The organism is Fibrobacter sp. (genome assembly GCA_024399065.1).
In the GTDB taxonomy this organism is placed as follows: domain Bacteria; phylum Fibrobacterota; class Fibrobacteria; order Fibrobacterales; family Fibrobacteraceae; genus Fibrobacter.
Map to the genome: position 1 here is coordinate 84571 of JAKSIB010000011.1, position 15309 is coordinate 99879.

At 45.8% G+C, this 15309-nt stretch carries 21 protein-coding genes; 7 read left to right on the forward strand and 14 right to left on the reverse strand.

What is annotated here, in order from left to right:
- Nucleotides 1–7 precede the first annotated feature (7 nt).
- Genes MJZ25_07435 through MJZ25_07445 form a run of 3 tightly spaced genes read right to left on the reverse strand, consistent with a single transcriptional unit; the run spans nt 8 to nt 2438 of the window.
- Nucleotides 8–1000, reverse strand: coding sequence for a ParB/RepB/Spo0J family partition protein (locus MJZ25_07435; protein ID MCQ2124002.1), 993 nt, complete (start codon nt 998–1000; stop codon nt 8–10).
- 8 nt (nt 1001–1008) lie between these two features.
- Nucleotides 1009–1794 (reverse strand): ParA family protein, encoded by a 786-nt coding sequence (locus tag MJZ25_07440; protein ID MCQ2124003.1) that lies wholly within the window; start codon nt 1792–1794, stop codon nt 1009–1011.
- Nucleotides 1791–2438, reverse strand: coding sequence for a 16S rRNA (guanine(527)-N(7))-methyltransferase RsmG (locus tag MJZ25_07445; GenBank protein ID MCQ2124004.1), 648 nt, complete (start codon nt 2436–2438; stop codon nt 1791–1793). The genes MJZ25_07440 and MJZ25_07445 overlap by 4 nt, the downstream gene beginning before the upstream one ends.
- Before the next feature lie 395 nt (nt 2439–2833).
- Between MJZ25_07445 and MJZ25_07450 the strand changes: the two genes are divergently transcribed.
- Together MJZ25_07450 and MJZ25_07455 are read left to right on the forward strand one after the other, a co-directional pair.
- The gene (locus MJZ25_07450; protein MCQ2124005.1) at nt 2834–3343 is read left to right on the forward strand and encodes an O-acetyl-ADP-ribose deacetylase; all 510 of its coding nucleotides are present in this window, start codon (nt 2834–2836) and stop codon (nt 3341–3343) included.
- Nucleotides 3344–3433: 90 nt separating this feature from the next.
- Nucleotides 3434–4147 (forward strand): YkgJ family cysteine cluster protein, encoded by a 714-nt coding sequence (locus tag MJZ25_07455; GenBank protein ID MCQ2124006.1) that lies wholly within the window; start codon nt 3434–3436, stop codon nt 4145–4147.
- 102 nt (nt 4148–4249) lie between these two features.
- On the opposite strand, the gene MJZ25_07460 is transcribed toward MJZ25_07455, so the two are convergent.
- The 8 genes from MJZ25_07460 to MJZ25_07495 all read right to left on the reverse strand — a co-directional run bounded on the left by MJZ25_07460 (nt 4250) and on the right by MJZ25_07495 (nt 9030).
- Nucleotides 4250–5038 carry a PhzF family phenazine biosynthesis protein gene (locus MJZ25_07460; GenBank protein MCQ2124007.1) on the reverse strand — a complete coding sequence of 263 codons (789 nt, stop codon included), beginning with the start codon at nt 5036–5038 and terminating at the stop codon, nt 4250–4252.
- Between the two features lie 61 nt (nt 5039–5099).
- Nucleotides 5100–5564 carry a hypothetical protein gene (locus MJZ25_07465; protein MCQ2124008.1) on the reverse strand — a complete coding sequence of 155 codons (465 nt, stop codon included), beginning with the start codon at nt 5562–5564 and terminating at the stop codon, nt 5100–5102.
- Nucleotides 5565–5577: 13 nt separating this feature from the next.
- Entirely contained in the window at nt 5578–5961 is a 384-nt protein-coding gene (locus tag MJZ25_07470) for a VOC family protein (GenBank protein MCQ2124009.1), read from the reverse strand.
- An 83-nt stretch (nt 5962–6044) separates the two neighbouring features.
- Nucleotides 6045–6716, reverse strand: coding sequence for a radical SAM protein (locus MJZ25_07475; protein ID MCQ2124010.1), 672 nt, complete (start codon nt 6714–6716; stop codon nt 6045–6047).
- Nucleotides 6717–6725: 9 nt separating this feature from the next.
- Complete coding sequence (queD, locus tag MJZ25_07480; protein MCQ2124011.1) at nt 6726–7058, reverse strand: 6-carboxytetrahydropterin synthase QueD; 333 nt, start codon at nt 7056–7058, stop codon at nt 6726–6728.
- Nucleotides 7059–7369: 311 nt separating this feature from the next.
- Nucleotides 7370–7813, reverse strand: coding sequence for a hypothetical protein (locus tag MJZ25_07485; protein ID MCQ2124012.1), 444 nt, complete (start codon nt 7811–7813; stop codon nt 7370–7372).
- A 24-nt stretch (nt 7814–7837) separates the two neighbouring features.
- Nucleotides 7838–8407 (reverse strand): hypothetical protein, encoded by a 570-nt coding sequence (locus MJZ25_07490; GenBank protein ID MCQ2124013.1) that lies wholly within the window; start codon nt 8405–8407, stop codon nt 7838–7840.
- Between the two features lie 116 nt (nt 8408–8523).
- Entirely contained in the window at nt 8524–9030 is a 507-nt protein-coding gene (locus MJZ25_07495) for a GNAT family N-acetyltransferase (protein MCQ2124014.1), read from the reverse strand.
- Nucleotides 9031–9162: 132 nt separating this feature from the next.
- Between MJZ25_07495 and MJZ25_07500 the strand changes: the two genes are divergently transcribed.
- The 3 genes from MJZ25_07500 to MJZ25_07510 all read left to right on the forward strand — a co-directional run bounded on the left by MJZ25_07500 (nt 9163) and on the right by MJZ25_07510 (nt 11631).
- Nucleotides 9163–9561 carry a pyridoxamine 5'-phosphate oxidase family protein gene (locus tag MJZ25_07500; GenBank protein MCQ2124015.1) on the forward strand — a complete coding sequence of 133 codons (399 nt, stop codon included), beginning with the start codon at nt 9163–9165 and terminating at the stop codon, nt 9559–9561.
- Between the two features lie 608 nt (nt 9562–10169).
- The gene (locus tag MJZ25_07505) at nt 10170–10793 is read left to right on the forward strand and encodes a hypothetical protein (GenBank protein ID MCQ2124016.1); all 624 of its coding nucleotides are present in this window, start codon (nt 10170–10172) and stop codon (nt 10791–10793) included.
- Between the two features lie 55 nt (nt 10794–10848).
- Complete coding sequence (locus MJZ25_07510; protein MCQ2124017.1) at nt 10849–11631, forward strand: YIP1 family protein; 783 nt, start codon at nt 10849–10851, stop codon at nt 11629–11631.
- Between the two features lie 5 nt (nt 11632–11636).
- On the opposite strand, the gene MJZ25_07515 is transcribed toward MJZ25_07510, so the two are convergent.
- The 3 genes from MJZ25_07515 to MJZ25_07525 are packed head-to-tail and all read right to left on the reverse strand — an operon-like array spanning nt 11637 to nt 13834.
- A complete protein-coding gene (locus MJZ25_07515) occupies nt 11637–12311 on the reverse strand; it encodes a hypothetical protein (GenBank protein ID MCQ2124018.1) in 675 nt (224 codons plus the stop codon).
- A gap of 56 nt (nt 12312–12367) precedes the next feature.
- Nucleotides 12368–13309: a lysophospholipid acyltransferase family protein gene (locus tag MJZ25_07520; GenBank protein ID MCQ2124019.1), complete on the reverse strand. Its 942-nt coding sequence runs from the start codon at nt 13307–13309 to the stop codon at nt 12368–12370.
- 45 nt (nt 13310–13354) lie between these two features.
- Complete coding sequence (locus tag MJZ25_07525; protein ID MCQ2124020.1) at nt 13355–13834, reverse strand: hypothetical protein; 480 nt, start codon at nt 13832–13834, stop codon at nt 13355–13357.
- A gap of 76 nt (nt 13835–13910) precedes the next feature.
- Between MJZ25_07525 and MJZ25_07530 the strand changes: the two genes are divergently transcribed.
- Together MJZ25_07530 and MJZ25_07535 are read left to right on the forward strand one after the other, a co-directional pair.
- Nucleotides 13911–14174 carry a hypothetical protein gene (locus MJZ25_07530; protein ID MCQ2124021.1) on the forward strand — a complete coding sequence of 88 codons (264 nt, stop codon included), beginning with the start codon at nt 13911–13913 and terminating at the stop codon, nt 14172–14174.
- Between the two features lie 40 nt (nt 14175–14214).
- Nucleotides 14215–15036: a sigma-70 family RNA polymerase sigma factor gene (locus MJZ25_07535; protein ID MCQ2124022.1), complete on the forward strand. Its 822-nt coding sequence runs from the start codon at nt 14215–14217 to the stop codon at nt 15034–15036.
- The last annotated feature ends 273 nt before the right edge of the window (nt 15037–15309 follow it).

The window sequence follows — 15309 nt, forward strand, 5'->3', positions numbered from 1 at the left end:
CCTCGGGTTAGCGGTTTTCCATCAGTTCCTGGATTCGGGTCAGGTCATCCATGCTGTAGTAGTTGATGACAATTGTACCCTTGGATTCGGAGGATGCGCTGGGATTCAGCTGGACCTTGGTGCCGAAGAAAGTTTCGAGACGGTTCTCGAAATTCTTCAGGTCGGCGCTGAGTTCACGCTTGGGTGCAGGCTGTGCCGGTGTTTCACCGGAACCAGCTTCGTTGCCACTGTGAACTTCCACCGGTTCCTCGGTGGATTCAGCCGGCTGAGCTGCAGGTGCAATTTCTTCACCGCGAATGATGGCTTCGATCTGACGGACGTTCAAACCTTCTTCGATGATGCGCTTTGCCAGTTCTTCTGCGTTTTCAACCTTGTCGGAGCAGAGGGCGCGGGCAGCACCGGAAGCAATCTTGCCTTCCTGGATCCAGTCAAGAACCTGAGTCGGAAGCTTCAGCAAACGAAGTGCATTGGTGATTGCAGAGCGGGACTTACCAACAGTCTTGGCCAAATCATCGTGGGTATAGCCGTGAAGTTCGATCAATTGTTGATAAGACTGTGCAACTTCAACAGGATTCAAGTCCACACGCTGGATGTTTTCGATAAGGGCCCATTCGCCCATGATCTTGTCATCCAGGTTTTCATAGACCTGTGCCTTGATGGTAGAAAGACCAGCAAGCTTGGTAGCGCGGGTACGACGTTCACCGCTGATGATCTGGTAACGGTCGCCCACCTTGCGGACAGCGATGGGCTGGATCAAACCATGCTTTTCGATGGTTTCGGCAAGTTCCAAAAGTTCGTCGTCGTTGAAAGACTTACGAGGCTGGAACGGGTTGGGGTCAACCAGGTTGACATCGATTTCAACAATCTTCTGCTGGTTTTCAGAATTTTTGTCTTCACTGTTGACAGATTCGCTGGAAGAATTCAAGTCAGAAATATTGATGTTGCTCTTCTGGAGCATAGCGCCCAGACTGCTACCGAATGCGAAAGATTTCTTACCCATTATAAAACCTACTTATCCCTGTTCAAAATTTCTTCTGCCAACTTCATGTATGCCTGGGCACCGCTACTCTGTACATCGTACAGGATGGCCGGCTTACCATGAGAGGGAGCTTCACTCAACTTCACGTTACGGGGAATCATTGCCTGGAACACGGTGTCGCTCAAGTTTTCACGAACTTCTTCGGCAACTTGCTTGCAGAGGCTGAGACGAGAATCGTACATGGTGAGGAGAGCACCTTCGATCTTCAGGTTTGCATTCAGGTTCTTCTGAACTTCGCGGATAGTCTTGAAAAGTTCAGTCATACCCTGAAGGGCATAATATTCACACTGCACCGGGATAAGTACGCTGGTTGCAGCCGTGAGAACGTTAAGTGTTAACAAGTTCAAGCTGGGAGGTGCGTCGATGATGATAAAGTCGAAGTTCTGCTTCAGAACATTCATCACGCGTTCGAGACGACGTTCGCGGCTCATGACGTTCACCAGTTCGATTTCCATGATGGCAAGATCCGGACCGGAAGTGATGATCTTCAGGAAATCAAGGCTTGTATCAAGGATTGCTTCCTTGAGATTATCATAAGTGATGTTATCCGGGTTTTCTGCAAGATTCAGAATTTCGTGGACATCCACGTCTTGCATTTCGTTGAAACCCAGACCCTGGGATGCGTTGCCCTGGGGGTCCATGTCGATGAGGAGAGTTCTCTTCTCCAGAGCGGCAAAACTTGCAGCCAGGTTCACAGCGGTGGTAGTCTTACCTACACCACCCTTCTGGTTGCATATAGCGATCACTTTACTCATTCGTTACCTCTTGTAACTAAAGCATATTCCTGTTCTTCCTGGGGCAATGCATATTTATATATGTGTACTGCCGGATCGTTTTCCAGGTGAACGATATTATTGTAACTCTTCAAGGTGGCGAAAATGCCACCCCGGGCAAGACCCGGCTGGGCGCGTTCCCAGTCGTTCTCGAAAGTGGAAAGCGCACGGCAGCTGACGAAGTCCAGGTAGGCAAGACCGGAAGTTTCGAATCGCTTGCCTACGACGGTCATGTTGTCCAGGTGCAATTCATCCTTCACAAAGTTCATGAACTGCACACGCTTGTTGCGGGGTTCCACTGCATAAAACTGAACATCCGGCATGGCGATTGCCAGCGGGAATGACGGGCAGCCTGCACCTGCACCCATGTCTGCCCATTTGATAGGTTCGAGGCTTGAGGCTCGAGGCGCCAGTGATTTGCCTATATATATATAAGGCACTAGGGAGTCGGTAATGTGGCGGGAGAGAATCTTTTCGGAATCCTTCGGCGAAATCAGGTTGCCGAATTCCTTGGTCTCCACCACCAAGTCAGCAAACTTGTACAGCTTGCCCAAGGTATCTGCGGACAGTTCCACACCATTATCGGCAAGGAATTTCAGTAGCAGATTTTTTTGCATTTCGTCCATTGACGGTTTCAATATCGCTTCCTTCTTTTGTGAAACTCAACATCCTATGGGATGTTGGCGCTTGCCTAATTCATAAAAATAAAATCGGGTGCAAGCGCTACATGCTCATGCTCGGTCATAGAAAAAATGCGTACATTTTTTCTGCGACACTCACTATCGCATGTTTCACGTGAAACAAACCATGACATAATTTAGATAAGGAAAAAAATAAAATCAACAAAAGGAAGCCCGGCCAATGAATTTTCTAAAAATATCTGTGGATATTTTTTTAATTGGTGTTGGGTTTTTGTGAATAAAAAATTTTTGGATGGGCTAACTCATTAATTTAAAAAGAATTAGTTTTTTGAAAAAGGCTGTGAACTTTTGTTGAATCAGACAAAAAGAGGAGGTGGAATATGCTGGAAATTGAGGTCATTCAAGGTGATATCACTAAGCTGAAAGTGGATGCCATTGTGAATGCTGCCAACAGATCTTTGCTAGGTGGCGGAGGTGTGGATGGCGCCATTCATCGTGCAGCTGGAAGAGAATTGTTGGAAGCTTGTCGAGTATTCGGTGGTTGCGAAACTGGGGAAGCCCGAATTACCCCAGGGTTCAAGTTGCCGGCAAAGTTCGTTATTCATACCCCTGGCCCCATCTTCCGGGATGGTTTTCATGGAGAGCCTGAACAGCTGAAAAACTGCTATCTGAACTCCATGAAGTTGGCTGAAGAAAATGGTTGTGAGACCGTTGCGTTCTCTGCCATCTCCACCGGGGTCTATGGCTATCCGAAAAAGGAAGCTACCGAAATTGCCATTTGGGCAGTTCGAAACTACCCCGTTCAAAAGGTGAAAAAGGTGATCTTCTGCTGCTTCGGTGAAGATATGTTGAAAATTTACCAAGATGTTTTGAAGATGATGGCACCTTGAACCGCCTGAAAGTAAGAAAAATATTTGAAGAAAATCTGTACCAAACAAGCCTTCCTTTGCTAGATTTTTCTTTGCAACAGGAAGGCATTTATGATTTCTGAAATTGCCCCCATTCTTGAAAAGTTGAAGGGTACTGAAGAATACGACATCCTGGTCGAGATGGACGCTGTTTACTCCCGGATCGAAGAAAAGCAACGGGAATGGTTTGAAAAGTCTAAGTTCACCTGCCCTCAGGGCTGTGGCAAATGCTGTGAACATTTCGAACCCGATTTATTGGAAAGTGAAGCTCTGTACATGGCCGCCTGGCTATTGTGCAATCAATCTGAGGTAGCCCAGAAAATAGCGGAAGAAGATCACTGGTATGACGTTCTCCGTCGCATGTTTCACGTGGAACAATCGCACCAACGTTGTCCATTCTTCCGGGAAGATATTTCGGGGACGAACCTTCCGGGGCATTGCACCATTTATGGTGGCCGGGCATCCATTTGCCGTCTTTTCGGAGCTGCGGGTTTCAGAGATAAGTATGGCAATGAAGTCTGGAAACCCTGCAAGTTTTACCCGGCGGAAGAACTTGCCGCCATCAAGACTCTGTCTGGTGAACCGATTCTTCATCGGCAATATACTGCAGAAGAAGTAAAAAATCTCTTCGGCGCCCTCCCTCCAGTCATGAGCGACATGATGGAACAAGAAGAAACGTTCACCCCAGACGATGACTCTTCAACATTAATCCACGATATCCTGCCTAAATACATCCAACGGTTAATGTGGATTGTGGATTTGAATTCTGGAAAAGATTCCATATAAGAAAAAGCCCAAGGCATTGCCCTGGGCTCTAAATGTTTCACGTGGAACATAGAGGAATTTCTAGGGGTGAAAACCTCGGGGATTTTTATCTGAATGCTAGTATTAGCAGTTTAATTCGCTGACGGAATAGAGGGTAGCTTTTCCTGCCAGGGTCATTCTTTCACCTTCGATTTTGCAGTAAAGAGTGCCTCCCCTTCGGGATGCCTGCCTTGCAATAATCTCTGGCTTATTCATCCTGCCACTCCAATAAGGAGCGATGTGGCAATGTCCAGATCCGCAAACCGGGTCCTCGTTAATGGCAATTCGGGGGCCGAAACTTCTGGAGACACAGTCTTCCTTGGAACCTTTTGCGGTGACATGAACCAGGAGACCTGGCAGTTCCTTCACCTTGTCGAAGTCCGGCTTCATGTTTTCGATGGTACTTTCGGAGTCGAAAACGCAGAGCATGTCGCGACCCATGTAGGCTTCCGAGGGTCTCACGCCTAAGGCAATTTCCATTTCATCTGTAACGGGAATAGGTTTCAGGTCATAAACCGGGAAGTTCATTTCATAAAGATCCCCATTTCTATTCACAATAAGCTGGCCGCTCAGGGTGTCAAAGACAATTTTCTCTGCCTTTTGTTCATAGAAGTTGAAAAGGGTAAAGGCGGTTGCCAAGGTGGCGTGGCCGCAAAGGTCTACTTCATCACTGGGGGTAAACCAGCGAAGGTGGTACCTGGGGGCGGTTTCGTTATCTTCCATCTTCACCACGAAAGCAGTTTCGGAGAAGTTATTCTCGAAAGCGATGCTATGCATCAGGGGAACTTCCGGCCATTTATCCAGGACGCAAATTGCTGCCTGGTTACCGTGGAAGAGGGTGTCTGTAAATGCGTCTACGATGTATTGTTTCACGTGAAACCTGCCAACGTTGAAGGGTGAGTGTTGCGGTCAAACTTGCTTGGGCATGATTGGGTTATCTCTTCTTGTAGATTATGATTTCGGGGGTGGCGCCGTTCTCCCCATATTCGCATACCAGTATGTGGGAGTTGTTGGCGGCGATTCCATAGCATCGGTCGCTATCCTTCTTGGGCAACTGGTTCCCCAGATAGATATCGTTGTCGTTCAGAAGTTTGACTTTCTGTCCATTGGGTAGGCAGTATTCCATGTTGACGAAGGAGCCGTTCAGGGCAAAAAGTTCCTTCACCTTGGGCATGCCGGTCACTTTGAGGCTGTTGATTTCCTTGAGGAGTTCTACCTTCTTGCAGCAGGAACCTTCGGAACTTTGGCACTGTTCACAGCGTTTCATTTTCTTGCCCAGGCAACATTCTGCCAAAACACATTTACCACCGAAGGGCTTTCCCTTGGTCTTGATGCAGCCGTAACAGCTTTCCTTCATGGAGCATTGATCGCAATTTGCACCGCAGATTGATTTTGCCATAAGATACCTTCTATTAAACAGTCAGTTCCAGCAGGTTGCCCTCAGGATCTTGGACCACACTTTCGTAGTATCCGTCTCCAGTGGTGCGAGGCTGTCCAACGACAGTGACTCCTTCAGCTTCCATCTTGGCGGTCAACTTATCCACGTTTTCTTTTGAGCCAAGAGATATTGCAACATGGCACCATCCGAAATGTGGACAGGATATTGAAGATTCAATATCGGTTCGGTGCATCACTTCAATGCGGGCGCCGCCTTCGAAGGTAATGAACCTGCTGGTAAAACCTTTGGTGGGATTATGATATTCCGGCTGGATGATTCCACCTAAATACTTCTGGTAGAAGCCACAGACCTTTTCGATATCCTGAACCCAGATGGCGATATGTTCCACGTGAAACATTTTGGATTTCCCTTAAATAACCTTTCTTTCCAATATAAAGAAATTGCTCCGCAAAGAGCAATTCAAGTTATTAAAAAATCAATTTAAACTCCCCGAGCGTTCGGGTCCCAAATGATCTTGTGGAGCTGCACCTGGAAACGGACATTGTTCCGTCGTATCACCTCATTCCCAAGAATCCAGTTGACCATGTCCTCATATTTCATTGTCCCGAAGATGGGAGAAACATAGAAGGTGGGGAGCTTCAAACCGTCTCTGGCGTATTCCGCTTCCATGGCCCCGATGACCCGGGCGGCATCCTGAAGATCCTCGTCGGAACCTACCACGAACTTCAGAACATCCTTCCCCCTGAGGGTCATCATGTTCGTGAGTTTCATCTTGGGCTGCATTTCGCTGGAGATACTCTTCCAGTCCATGGTGCAGAAAATGTTCCTGAATCCGAATGGCTTTGGCTGGGTTCCGTTGGTCTCGATGTTCACTTCAAGGCCATAATCGTCCAACATTTTCAATAGAACTTCTACATCCTTGTGGATAAGTGGCTCCCCTCCGGTCAACGTGACGTACTGGGTGTTGAAAGATTTCACCTTCTGAAAGACTTCCTCAGGAGACATCTCCTGGAAATCGCTACCCTCCACGGCGTACATGGAGTCACAATAGGCACAGCGGAGATTGCATCCGAACAGTCGGATGAATACGGCAGGGGCGCCTGTGCGAATCCCCTCGCCTTCGATACTCAAAAATATTTCAGAGATTTTCATGGGTCGACCTCAGTCAACTTCGTATTCGGCGATGTTGTTTTCGCTTTCCTGGACGGTCACCTTGTAGCAGTTGGGAATCTGGTCGCAGATCCACTTGGCCAAGTTTTCGGCGGTGGGATTGAAGTCCACCACGTCATTGATGTACTTGTGGTCCAGCTGCTGGGAGATGATTTCCTTGGAGGCCTTGAAGTCAATGACCATGCCGTTGGCATCCAAGGTCTTGGACTGGCAATAGACGGTAATGATCCAGTTATGTCCGTGAAGATTCTGGCACTTGCTTTCGTAGTTCAGTGCCAGCTTGTGTGCGCCCGAGATTTCGAAGCGCTTCATGATTCTGTACATGAGATACCTAGTTTTGTTTATAGACAGGATGGTTTTTCGAACTGTCCCGCGACTAAATTATGAGCCGCAGTGAATTGATGTTGAAAATATAGTAAATGTTTGCGTGTTGGCATGCTTCGCATGCTACACCCTGCGGTTTGGCTATAAAAACAAGCAAGCTTGTTTTTGCATCCAAACCTTGTGCGTGTTTCACGTGAAACGTTTGCAAACCTAGGATGCGGCAGAGAATTTATTCTCTGACATATCCTAGGTGCAGCAAGTTGGCTCCGAAGGAGCAAACACAGCAAGGCGAAGCCCGCCAACAAAGAATACTACATTCCCCAAAAATTGAAGTGGATGTCGTAGTGTTTGGACAATGTCAAAGGAATGGTTTCGCCTTTCCATTGGATAGTTGCGGGTATTTCCCCATCTACGACATTGCCTTCTTCAGAAAGAAAATAGGCACATGAGTGGTCATATTTCCAATATGAACCCTTGTATTTTCCAAGAGAAGTAGTCAATACAGGACATTCATTGTCCTCTGTATCAGGTACTTTTATTTCAAGTGTAAATCCAGAGTTATGGAACCACGTCGGAATTATTGGTATGATAATGCCAGCTAGACCAATTCCCGAGTTGTATCTTTTTTCGTCAACATTCAGGTTTTCGGTGATTGTCCCATTTTCAGGTTTCCAGGATGTAGAGACATAAAGATGCGCACAAGAACAGAACTCAAAGCAAAATGCAATAATCAATAGTCGTAAAATAGTCTTCATATACATTCCTACTCATTATTTGCATTAGGCATCCGGATACCAAAATGGACGATAACCCCACCACTGTCTCTTTACAAAGAGGTATCGTTTTTCTTCCCCTTTGTATTTTATAGTATATACTTGCTGCTTATCGATGGGTAACTTTCCATAATGACATAGGTCGTAGTGATTATTAATCCCGGTAATATCTTCCGGCTCGTTTTCCAAAATCTTTCCATAAAAAAGATCGTCGTTGGCGTATACCACAGGACATTCCTCACCTTTTTTAGCCCATATTACAAAGTCCCCTGTGTGGCGATCAGGATGTGGACCCTGATAATTTTCTCCCAAGGGAATAAATGGGATAAAAAAAATGAGCCATGAGTTAGCAGTAGTTTTGGTGTAGTAATCCCAGATTTCGTAGTCGGTATTTAGTGATTCTGGATTACCTTCAAATGTACTTTCAGGTGGAATCACCTTACCATTATCATCCAATAAGTTGGGTTCGTACCAGATGAAGTTATGGTAAAGGGAGCAACCTTCCTGGCAAAACATACCTAGAAGCAAAATGAGAATGGTGAAAAATGAAGAGAAGGAAAATGCAGTGCGTTGCATAAAGTGGTCCCCCGATAACCACTAGTAATATATAAAAATCCCAGGAGGCTGATTCGTTCCTGGGACTTTTTAATCTCCTGAGGCCTGTGATGATTATATACTCGAGCCTTGAACCTCTATAGTTCCTGGAAGAAGATCACCGCATCTACGAAACCCAGCTTCTTGTGGTTGAATGCGCCGGGCAGTCGGCACAGCTCCTTGTAGCCCAGACTTTTCCACAATTTCATGGCGGGCTCGTTGGTGCTGATGACGAAGTTGAACTGGATTGCCTTGAATCCCATTTCGCGGGCGACCTTCAAACAGTCCTCGCCCATCATTCGCCCGATGCCTTTGCCACGGACTTTGCTGCTGACCATGAAGGAGGCGTTGGCCACATGGCTACCTCGGCCACGGTGATTCTGGATGATTTTGTAGAATCCCGCGACCTTATCAACAGCGCCTGCTTCGGTTTCGCACTTATCAACAGCCACAAAGCTGCTTACGCCCTTGCCGAACCAGTAGTCAAATGCGTCCTGGTCGCTGGCGGTTTCCTCGAAATCGTAGGTGTCGCCACCTTCGATGACTTCGCGGAAAATAGGTAACATCTGGGGAAAATCTTCAGGAACAGCTCTACGGAGTTTCATATGTAACCTTCAGGCGGATTCGCAAAAAAATCTAACTATATATAATATAGTAAGTGTCGCAATAATATATATATTAGTGTGGTCAAAATTCATTATAACCTCGAGCCTCGTTGCTCGAACCTGGAGCCTTATATGGAAGAAATCAAGGAATTCATCAAGAACTGTGGCGCCTATTTTCTGGCAACTGTAGATGGTGACCAGCCCAAGGTCCGCCCCTTCGGTACCATCGAAATCTTCGAAGGCAAGCTTTACATTCAGACTGGCAAGTCCAAGGATGTGTCCAAGCAGATCCAAGCCAACGGCAAGGTGGAAATCTGCGCCATGGACAAGTCCGGCGCAAGCTGGGTCCGTCTCTCCGGCAAGTTGGTCCGCGATGATCGCCGTGAACCCAAGGTCCACATGCTTGAAAACTACCCCAGCCTCAAGGCCATGTACTCCCCTGACGACGAAAATACCGAAGTTCTCTATTTCGAAAACGGCGAAGCCACCTTCTATAGTTTCGGCGGCGCTCCCAGAACAGTGAAATTCTAGTCCTCGTCTCCAAACGGACAGGTCTCGTTGTTTCATAGAAAAAACGCCTCTGTTTCATACAGAAAATTTTTTTTGCTCGTAGCGGTTCTGCTGCGGGCTTTTTTTGTTTCACGGAAACATCAAAAACAAAAATGAATGTTGATAGATTGTAAACTTTTAATCAACAAAAATAGCGTCAATTGAATAAATATTATGACAATGTTGATAATATTGTCAACAAAATCAGTAGTAACTAACTATCAACAGTTATAGGTTTGTGATTGCTTGATTGTTGATTTTTTTGTGGGTAAAATAGTCAAATCGACGTAAACTTTGGTAAAACTTATTGAAAATCAAAAACTTAGTGGAATGTTTCACGTGGAACATTCTCTCAGGATTGTTGTTGATTTGTTGAAAAAATAATTTATCCACCTGAAATCACAAAATTGTCGTATGTTGATATTTTGTTTATTTATTAGCGAGCTTATGTGAATGAATTTAACTTTTAACACAGCTTATCAACATAAGAAAATTCAAGTACGTTTTTTTGAAAATTTTGAGACGTTGCGCCAAGGATGACTTGAAGGGGTAAAAAAGTTATTTTTGTAGTAGAATTTAGGAGGGAACTTATGAAACAAACATTAATTCTTTTGCTCGCGCTGGTGAGCTTTTCCATGGCGGAACAATTTCCATGGAAAACTTTTGACGTCAAGGTTGGCGCCTATTTTGGAGAACGCGACTACTATGGAGGCATGGTCGCCGGTGCCAATCTCGAAATTGTGAAGCCTTTCAACTCCTATGTGGGCGCCGGTTTTATTTTCGACGTAGGCAGCTCTTTGGGCAGAGATTATTATTTGTATGATAACTATGATGAGCGAGATGACTACCTGGAATTTTCCGATGGCTTGATTCTTAACTTCAACGCACCTATTTTCCAGTACTTCTCGCTGACTGGCAATTTCATGGCTCTTATCTCGTTTAAGAAAATTACGTCTTATCATGGAAATCAGGATGACAGGGTCTGGGGACATGACCCGGAAGGTAATTACACTTATGTGGTGGTCGATAGGTATAAATACCCGGAAGTGGAAAATTATGATAGTGAATCGTTTGCCTTCAAGTCGAATTTCGGTGTCAAATTCCATGGCAAAAATCACCGGTTCGGTGTGGAAATCTATCCTGTGGAGTACCAGATTGAAAGATTTGATTTGCGGTATTCTGTATCAATCAATGCGGTGATGCGTTTGTTCTAGTCTAGTGAACTCAATCTATCTATATTATAGGTTGAGTTTTTTATTGGAACGAAAAATGGAAAAAATACTGGATAATACCTTCCGCGGAAAGCGCACCCTCCTTTGCCTGAAAATTTTTCTGATCTTGATGGTTGTGATGATGCTTCTGGGTTACAGCGTATGGAATATGGCCAACGGCCAGATGGTCCAGAATCCGGATGCACCCATGGCCATGAGTATGTTGCTCTTGATTTTGGGAATAGCCTTTGTGGGTTTCGCCCTTAGCATTACCATTATTGTTATGGCGGTTCATTGGATTTGCTGGCTTTTCCGTTCCACTCAGAATATGAAAAAGTTGCAACCGGATGCAATGTCACCCTGGGCTGCTACGATTTTGTGTCTCATTCCGTTCGTGGGACAGATTGTCCATTATTTCGTTTTCAAGGGCTTGATCAAGAGGACTCAGGCTGAACTGGACTCCCTGAATGGGGTTTGTGCGGCTGTGCCCATGAATTTCCTGAATATCTATTTCGGCCTGACCATCGTGTCGACGATCATGGGTTCTATCGAGGAAATGAAAATTGTCGTAGGGACTGGCGCAGTGTTGGGAGTGGCCGCCTTGGTCCTCTATATAAAAGTCTTCACGGCTTACATCGCCCAGGAAGAATGCCTGTTCAAGTTGCACGAGGAACAGGTTCTCCGCCAGAAGGTAGATCAGGTCCTTCGCGAACGTGAAATTGAGAAGGCTGCCAGCCAGGTTCAGGCTGCGACCTATGAGTCTGAGAAACCGCCGGCAGAAAAGTCCGAAGGTTCGACTTCTTATGCGGATGATGCTCCGCCTCCCCCTCCGGAAAAATAAATGGATTAGTACGAGCTGTGTCCGACTTGTAGGAACAGTTTGTACTTTGCGTCCTTCACGAAGTTCTTTTCGAAACGGCACCCCGCATCGATGAAAAATTTTCGATAGCGGTCGTTGTCGTGGTCTTTGGATTCACCTTTCCAACCGCGGTCGATATAGAAACGAAATCCCAGATCGTCCTGGAATGTGAAACTTTTCAGGTGCCAGCCTTTGGAGATAATCTGGGTTATAAAACGGTGCTTATTGATAATTCCAAACCAACCGTCTGGAGTGACTGGGAAAAAGAGAGTGCCACGCCAAAGGTATGCCATGGCGAACATCCCTATTTCACCGACATAACGGAATTCATTTGGAGCTCCTAAAAGTGCTGCCCCGAATGATGCCGCAAAAGGAGCGATGGTAATGAGACTCCACAATGATTCATCGGAAACCTTCTGGAAGTTTTCGGTCATGGCAATCTGGAAATGGAGAAAGTCAAAACCGATTTCCATGTTGTAGCCCTTGAAGGGGAAAACAGATGTTCCGAAATCGATGTCCAGACTGGTGCTGCCGAAAGTCGGTGTCTGGGAATATCCTGCAAAGAGGTAACGGTTGCCGTCGAATGTCCGGTCAAATTCTTCACGGGGCCAGCACATGGCACTGGTTGCCAACATAAGAACTAAGACAAGAATCCGTTTCATACTAGGAAATGTAGAAAAAACGGACGGCAAATTTTATCGGCGTTTGTCTGCCGAAGTCAGTGGTAAATTTCAGGATTGGTGCTGCGGAAACGTCGATGTGTCCAGCCATACCACAGGGCTGGATTTTCTTTTATGCGGGATTCGAGCCATTCGCTGTACGGACCATCAACTATAGTAGTCATTCTGGAGTGAGTTTCGCGGCTGATAGAATCGGTGTTTTGAATGTTCGTCGCAACCTCTTCGGCATGCAAAATTTTGCGTCCGGGAAGTTCCTCGATCCAGCAGAAAAATACGGGCGTGTTCGGGCGATGTTTCAGCAAGAAATCTGGAACAGGATTGTGGTGAACTTCGCGTCCAAGGAATGTTCCGTCAAGTGCGCTTCTGATGCGGCTGTCCTGATCGGCCAGCAAGCAGAACAGTTCTCCGCTTTCAAGGATGCGCAAAAAATCTCTAGGTGTTTGTGCGTCAACAGAATAAGGTCTCCCGCGGACGCTACGGATTTTTTCGTACACCAGCTTGTTGAGCCACGCGGGCTTCAGCGGAATAAAACTTGCTTTCAGCGGAACGCCGAGTGCGCAGAGCCAAGCGCCACTAGCTTCATAGTTTCCGTAGTGCGCCGTGAGAAAAATTCCGCCCCCGCGCATTTTTTCTACAACCGCCGCGGCACCTTCCGCCAACTCAAAATTCACGCCGCCGACTTTGCAGGGGTAGGCTGCGCCTGGAGAATTTTTCGCGCACGCCTCTGGCAAATTCTTGTAGGTGTCAAAGCAGAAAAGTAACTCCCCCACATGTCGGGTCAAGTTCTTCAGCATTTTCAAGTAGAGGTCGCGCGGTTCCAATTCTGCGAAACTCGGTTCCAATTCTGCGCCTTCCCTGCCCTGCGTTCCTTGTGAAACGTGTTCGTAGTTTTCCAAGACTGTCTTCTTTTTCCAGCCTGTTAGACGAAGCATCGCGTAAGCGACACTTGCGAAAATACGAGCTGAAATTTTTTGAAGCATAGTCATTTAAATAGTCAACAAATTCTAGAGTGGTTTACGTGCAGATTAGAAATTCAACTTTTTAAAACTTTCGTAGTGGTCTGCTGTATAATATACAATGCAACCGCTCCGGTAAATTAATCTCTTTGTTCCTCGGCTTGTTTGGCTGCCGTAATCTACGTCTGCTTCGTGGTAGGATCCGGAGGGCAGCTGACCTTCTCTATTCTCGAATGTGTCGCCGCCGATCATAACGCCCAGCGTTTTCCAAGGATTAAAATTCCACTTGCTGAATGTGTTCCCCGTTTTTTCCTCGTACAGAGCCTGGCCCTTACTTTTGTTTATATAGTTGCTAGGCAGCTTGTCAAACTTACAGATGTAGGCAGACACTGAATCCTTGCTGGTGTATTTTCCTGATTCTTTAACTGCATCATAAACGCTTGTATTTTTTTCATCATCATTTGGCGCGCTGATCGTAGGAGAACTGCAACCAAAAAATCCTGCAAGGTACAGACAGAAAAATGGTAAATACAAACGAATTTTTCTCATGTAGAAGAATATAGGATTTTTCTTGGTCTTGCGTTATGCGCAAACTGATTCTATATTTTTTATCAAGGAGATCATTATGGCTAAAAGAGAAAAGCTGGTCATTGCCGGCAACGCCAAGGCCTCCGCGGAAACCGCGGCAAAGTCTGCAAAAGAATCCGCGGCAATGCGCGCCCTAAGAATCGATGGCTCCGCAAATGGTGCAACGCTTCGCACCCGGGTCATCAGGAATAAAAAACTCTACAACCGAAACTTTAAGCACAAGAAGTCCTTCGCCGATGCGGGGGACTTCCCTTTTTTTATGGAAATTTCCGCGGAAGTCATCGTGGTAGCTTGGTCATGAAAATTTTTTGAAAATAGGTCTTGTCGTTATACTTTTAAATTTGGATATTAGGGAGATGGGGCAAGGAAAATCTTTTGCACGGTTACAGACCCTCAGAGAAGAAATCATAGATATTGGAATTTATCTGGAAACTGGAGGGAAGAAACCTAGGCTTGACAGCAATAGGCGTTTCCTTGATTTTCTGTGGAACACCAAGAACAATGCGTACAACGGAGCGTATCTGCAGAAGAAGGAAAACCAGGGCCTTGTTCGTTATCTTCAGCAAATTTGCAACGAGGCGATTCACCTTCGCAATTCTCTCTCGCAGCAGTACATCTACGTGGTCTATCGACTGGTTCGTCGCTATGGGCATAAGAACCAGGAATATCTTGATCTTGTCCAAGAAGCATTCACAGGATTACTTCGTGCAGTGGACACTTTTGATGTAACCTTCGGTGTTCCCTTTGAAGCGTACGCTACGACATGGATCCGAAAATACTTGAGCCGGCTAGTGGTGTACAACAGTGAAGTTGTCCGTATTCCTGAAAGTCAGGGAAAAAATTCTCGCATGCAAAAAGTTGTTCCAGTGACGAATGTTGTTGAACTGTCTGATGGAATGGATGACGTAACCGACGAATCGGAAAATTACGAACAACATTTTATTAAAACGAATACGGAAGATTACTTGAATGAATGTGTAGATTCGTTGGATTATAAACAACGTAGCGTAATACGTACAAGGTATTTCACGGACGTTAGGAAAAATCAGTCGCTGGAGAAAGTGGGAAATAGTTGTGGCTTGTCCAGGGAACGTGCCCGCCAATTGGAGAGGGGAGCCCTGCAGACACTGGAAAAGAAAATGGAAAATCCTATACGCAATTAGTGTAAATTCTTTCGATTATCTTGTGTGGAAAGGACCGTTCTTTATTATAAAAGGGACGTATTTCGTAAAAAATGTTGCTCGTGATGCAATTTTCGTAAAATGGACGGACGTTTTGCTCTAGAAATGAATGATTTTTCGTTCAATTAGGAAAAATTCTGAAAGATTTGGCTGAAAAAATGGCAGGGAACCGTTTGGGGCAAAAACTTTTCTGTGAATAAAATGTTGATAAATTGGCGGGAATGTGGAATAAATCCCGTTATTTGCGAAAAAAGT

Excerpts from the sequence above, each read along its gene's own strand:
- MJZ25_07435 (MCQ2124002.1), bottom strand. The coding sequence starts at position 1,000 with ATGGGTAAGAAATCTTTCGCATTCGGTAGCAGTCTGGGCGCTATGCTC.
- MJZ25_07440 (MCQ2124003.1), bottom strand. The coding sequence starts at position 1,794 with ATGAGTAAAGTGATCGCTATATGCAACCAGAAGGGTGGTGTAGGTAAG.
- MJZ25_07445 (MCQ2124004.1), bottom strand. The coding sequence starts at position 2,438 with ATGGACGAAATGCAAAAAAATCTGCTACTGAAATTCCTTGCCGATAAT.
- MJZ25_07450 (MCQ2124005.1), top strand. The coding sequence starts at position 2,834 with ATGCTGGAAATTGAGGTCATTCAAGGTGATATCACTAAGCTGAAAGTG.
- MJZ25_07455 (MCQ2124006.1), top strand. The coding sequence starts at position 3,434 with ATGATTTCTGAAATTGCCCCCATTCTTGAAAAGTTGAAGGGTACTGAA.
- MJZ25_07465 (MCQ2124008.1), bottom strand. The coding sequence starts at position 5,564 with ATGGCAAAATCAATCTGCGGTGCAAATTGCGATCAATGCTCCATGAAG.
- MJZ25_07470 (MCQ2124009.1), bottom strand. The coding sequence starts at position 5,961 with ATGTTTCACGTGGAACATATCGCCATCTGGGTTCAGGATATCGAAAAG.
- MJZ25_07475 (MCQ2124010.1), bottom strand. The coding sequence starts at position 6,716 with ATGAAAATCTCTGAAATATTTTTGAGTATCGAAGGCGAGGGGATTCGC.
- queD (MCQ2124011.1), bottom strand. The coding sequence starts at position 7,058 with ATGTACAGAATCATGAAGCGCTTCGAAATCTCGGGCGCACACAAGCTG.
- MJZ25_07485 (MCQ2124012.1), bottom strand. The coding sequence starts at position 7,813 with ATGAAGACTATTTTACGACTATTGATTATTGCATTTTGCTTTGAGTTC.
- MJZ25_07490 (MCQ2124013.1), bottom strand. The coding sequence starts at position 8,407 with ATGCAACGCACTGCATTTTCCTTCTCTTCATTTTTCACCATTCTCATT.
- MJZ25_07495 (MCQ2124014.1), bottom strand. The coding sequence starts at position 9,030 with ATGAAACTCCGTAGAGCTGTTCCTGAAGATTTTCCCCAGATGTTACCT.
- MJZ25_07500 (MCQ2124015.1), top strand. The coding sequence starts at position 9,163 with ATGGAAGAAATCAAGGAATTCATCAAGAACTGTGGCGCCTATTTTCTG.
- MJZ25_07505 (MCQ2124016.1), top strand. The coding sequence starts at position 10,170 with ATGAAACAAACATTAATTCTTTTGCTCGCGCTGGTGAGCTTTTCCATG.
- MJZ25_07510 (MCQ2124017.1), top strand. The coding sequence starts at position 10,849 with ATGGAAAAAATACTGGATAATACCTTCCGCGGAAAGCGCACCCTCCTT.
- MJZ25_07515 (MCQ2124018.1), bottom strand. The coding sequence starts at position 12,311 with ATGAAACGGATTCTTGTCTTAGTTCTTATGTTGGCAACCAGTGCCATG.
- MJZ25_07520 (MCQ2124019.1), bottom strand. The coding sequence starts at position 13,309 with ATGCTTCAAAAAATTTCAGCTCGTATTTTCGCAAGTGTCGCTTACGCG.
- MJZ25_07525 (MCQ2124020.1), bottom strand. The coding sequence starts at position 13,834 with ATGAGAAAAATTCGTTTGTATTTACCATTTTTCTGTCTGTACCTTGCA.
- MJZ25_07530 (MCQ2124021.1), top strand. The coding sequence starts at position 13,911 with ATGGCTAAAAGAGAAAAGCTGGTCATTGCCGGCAACGCCAAGGCCTCC.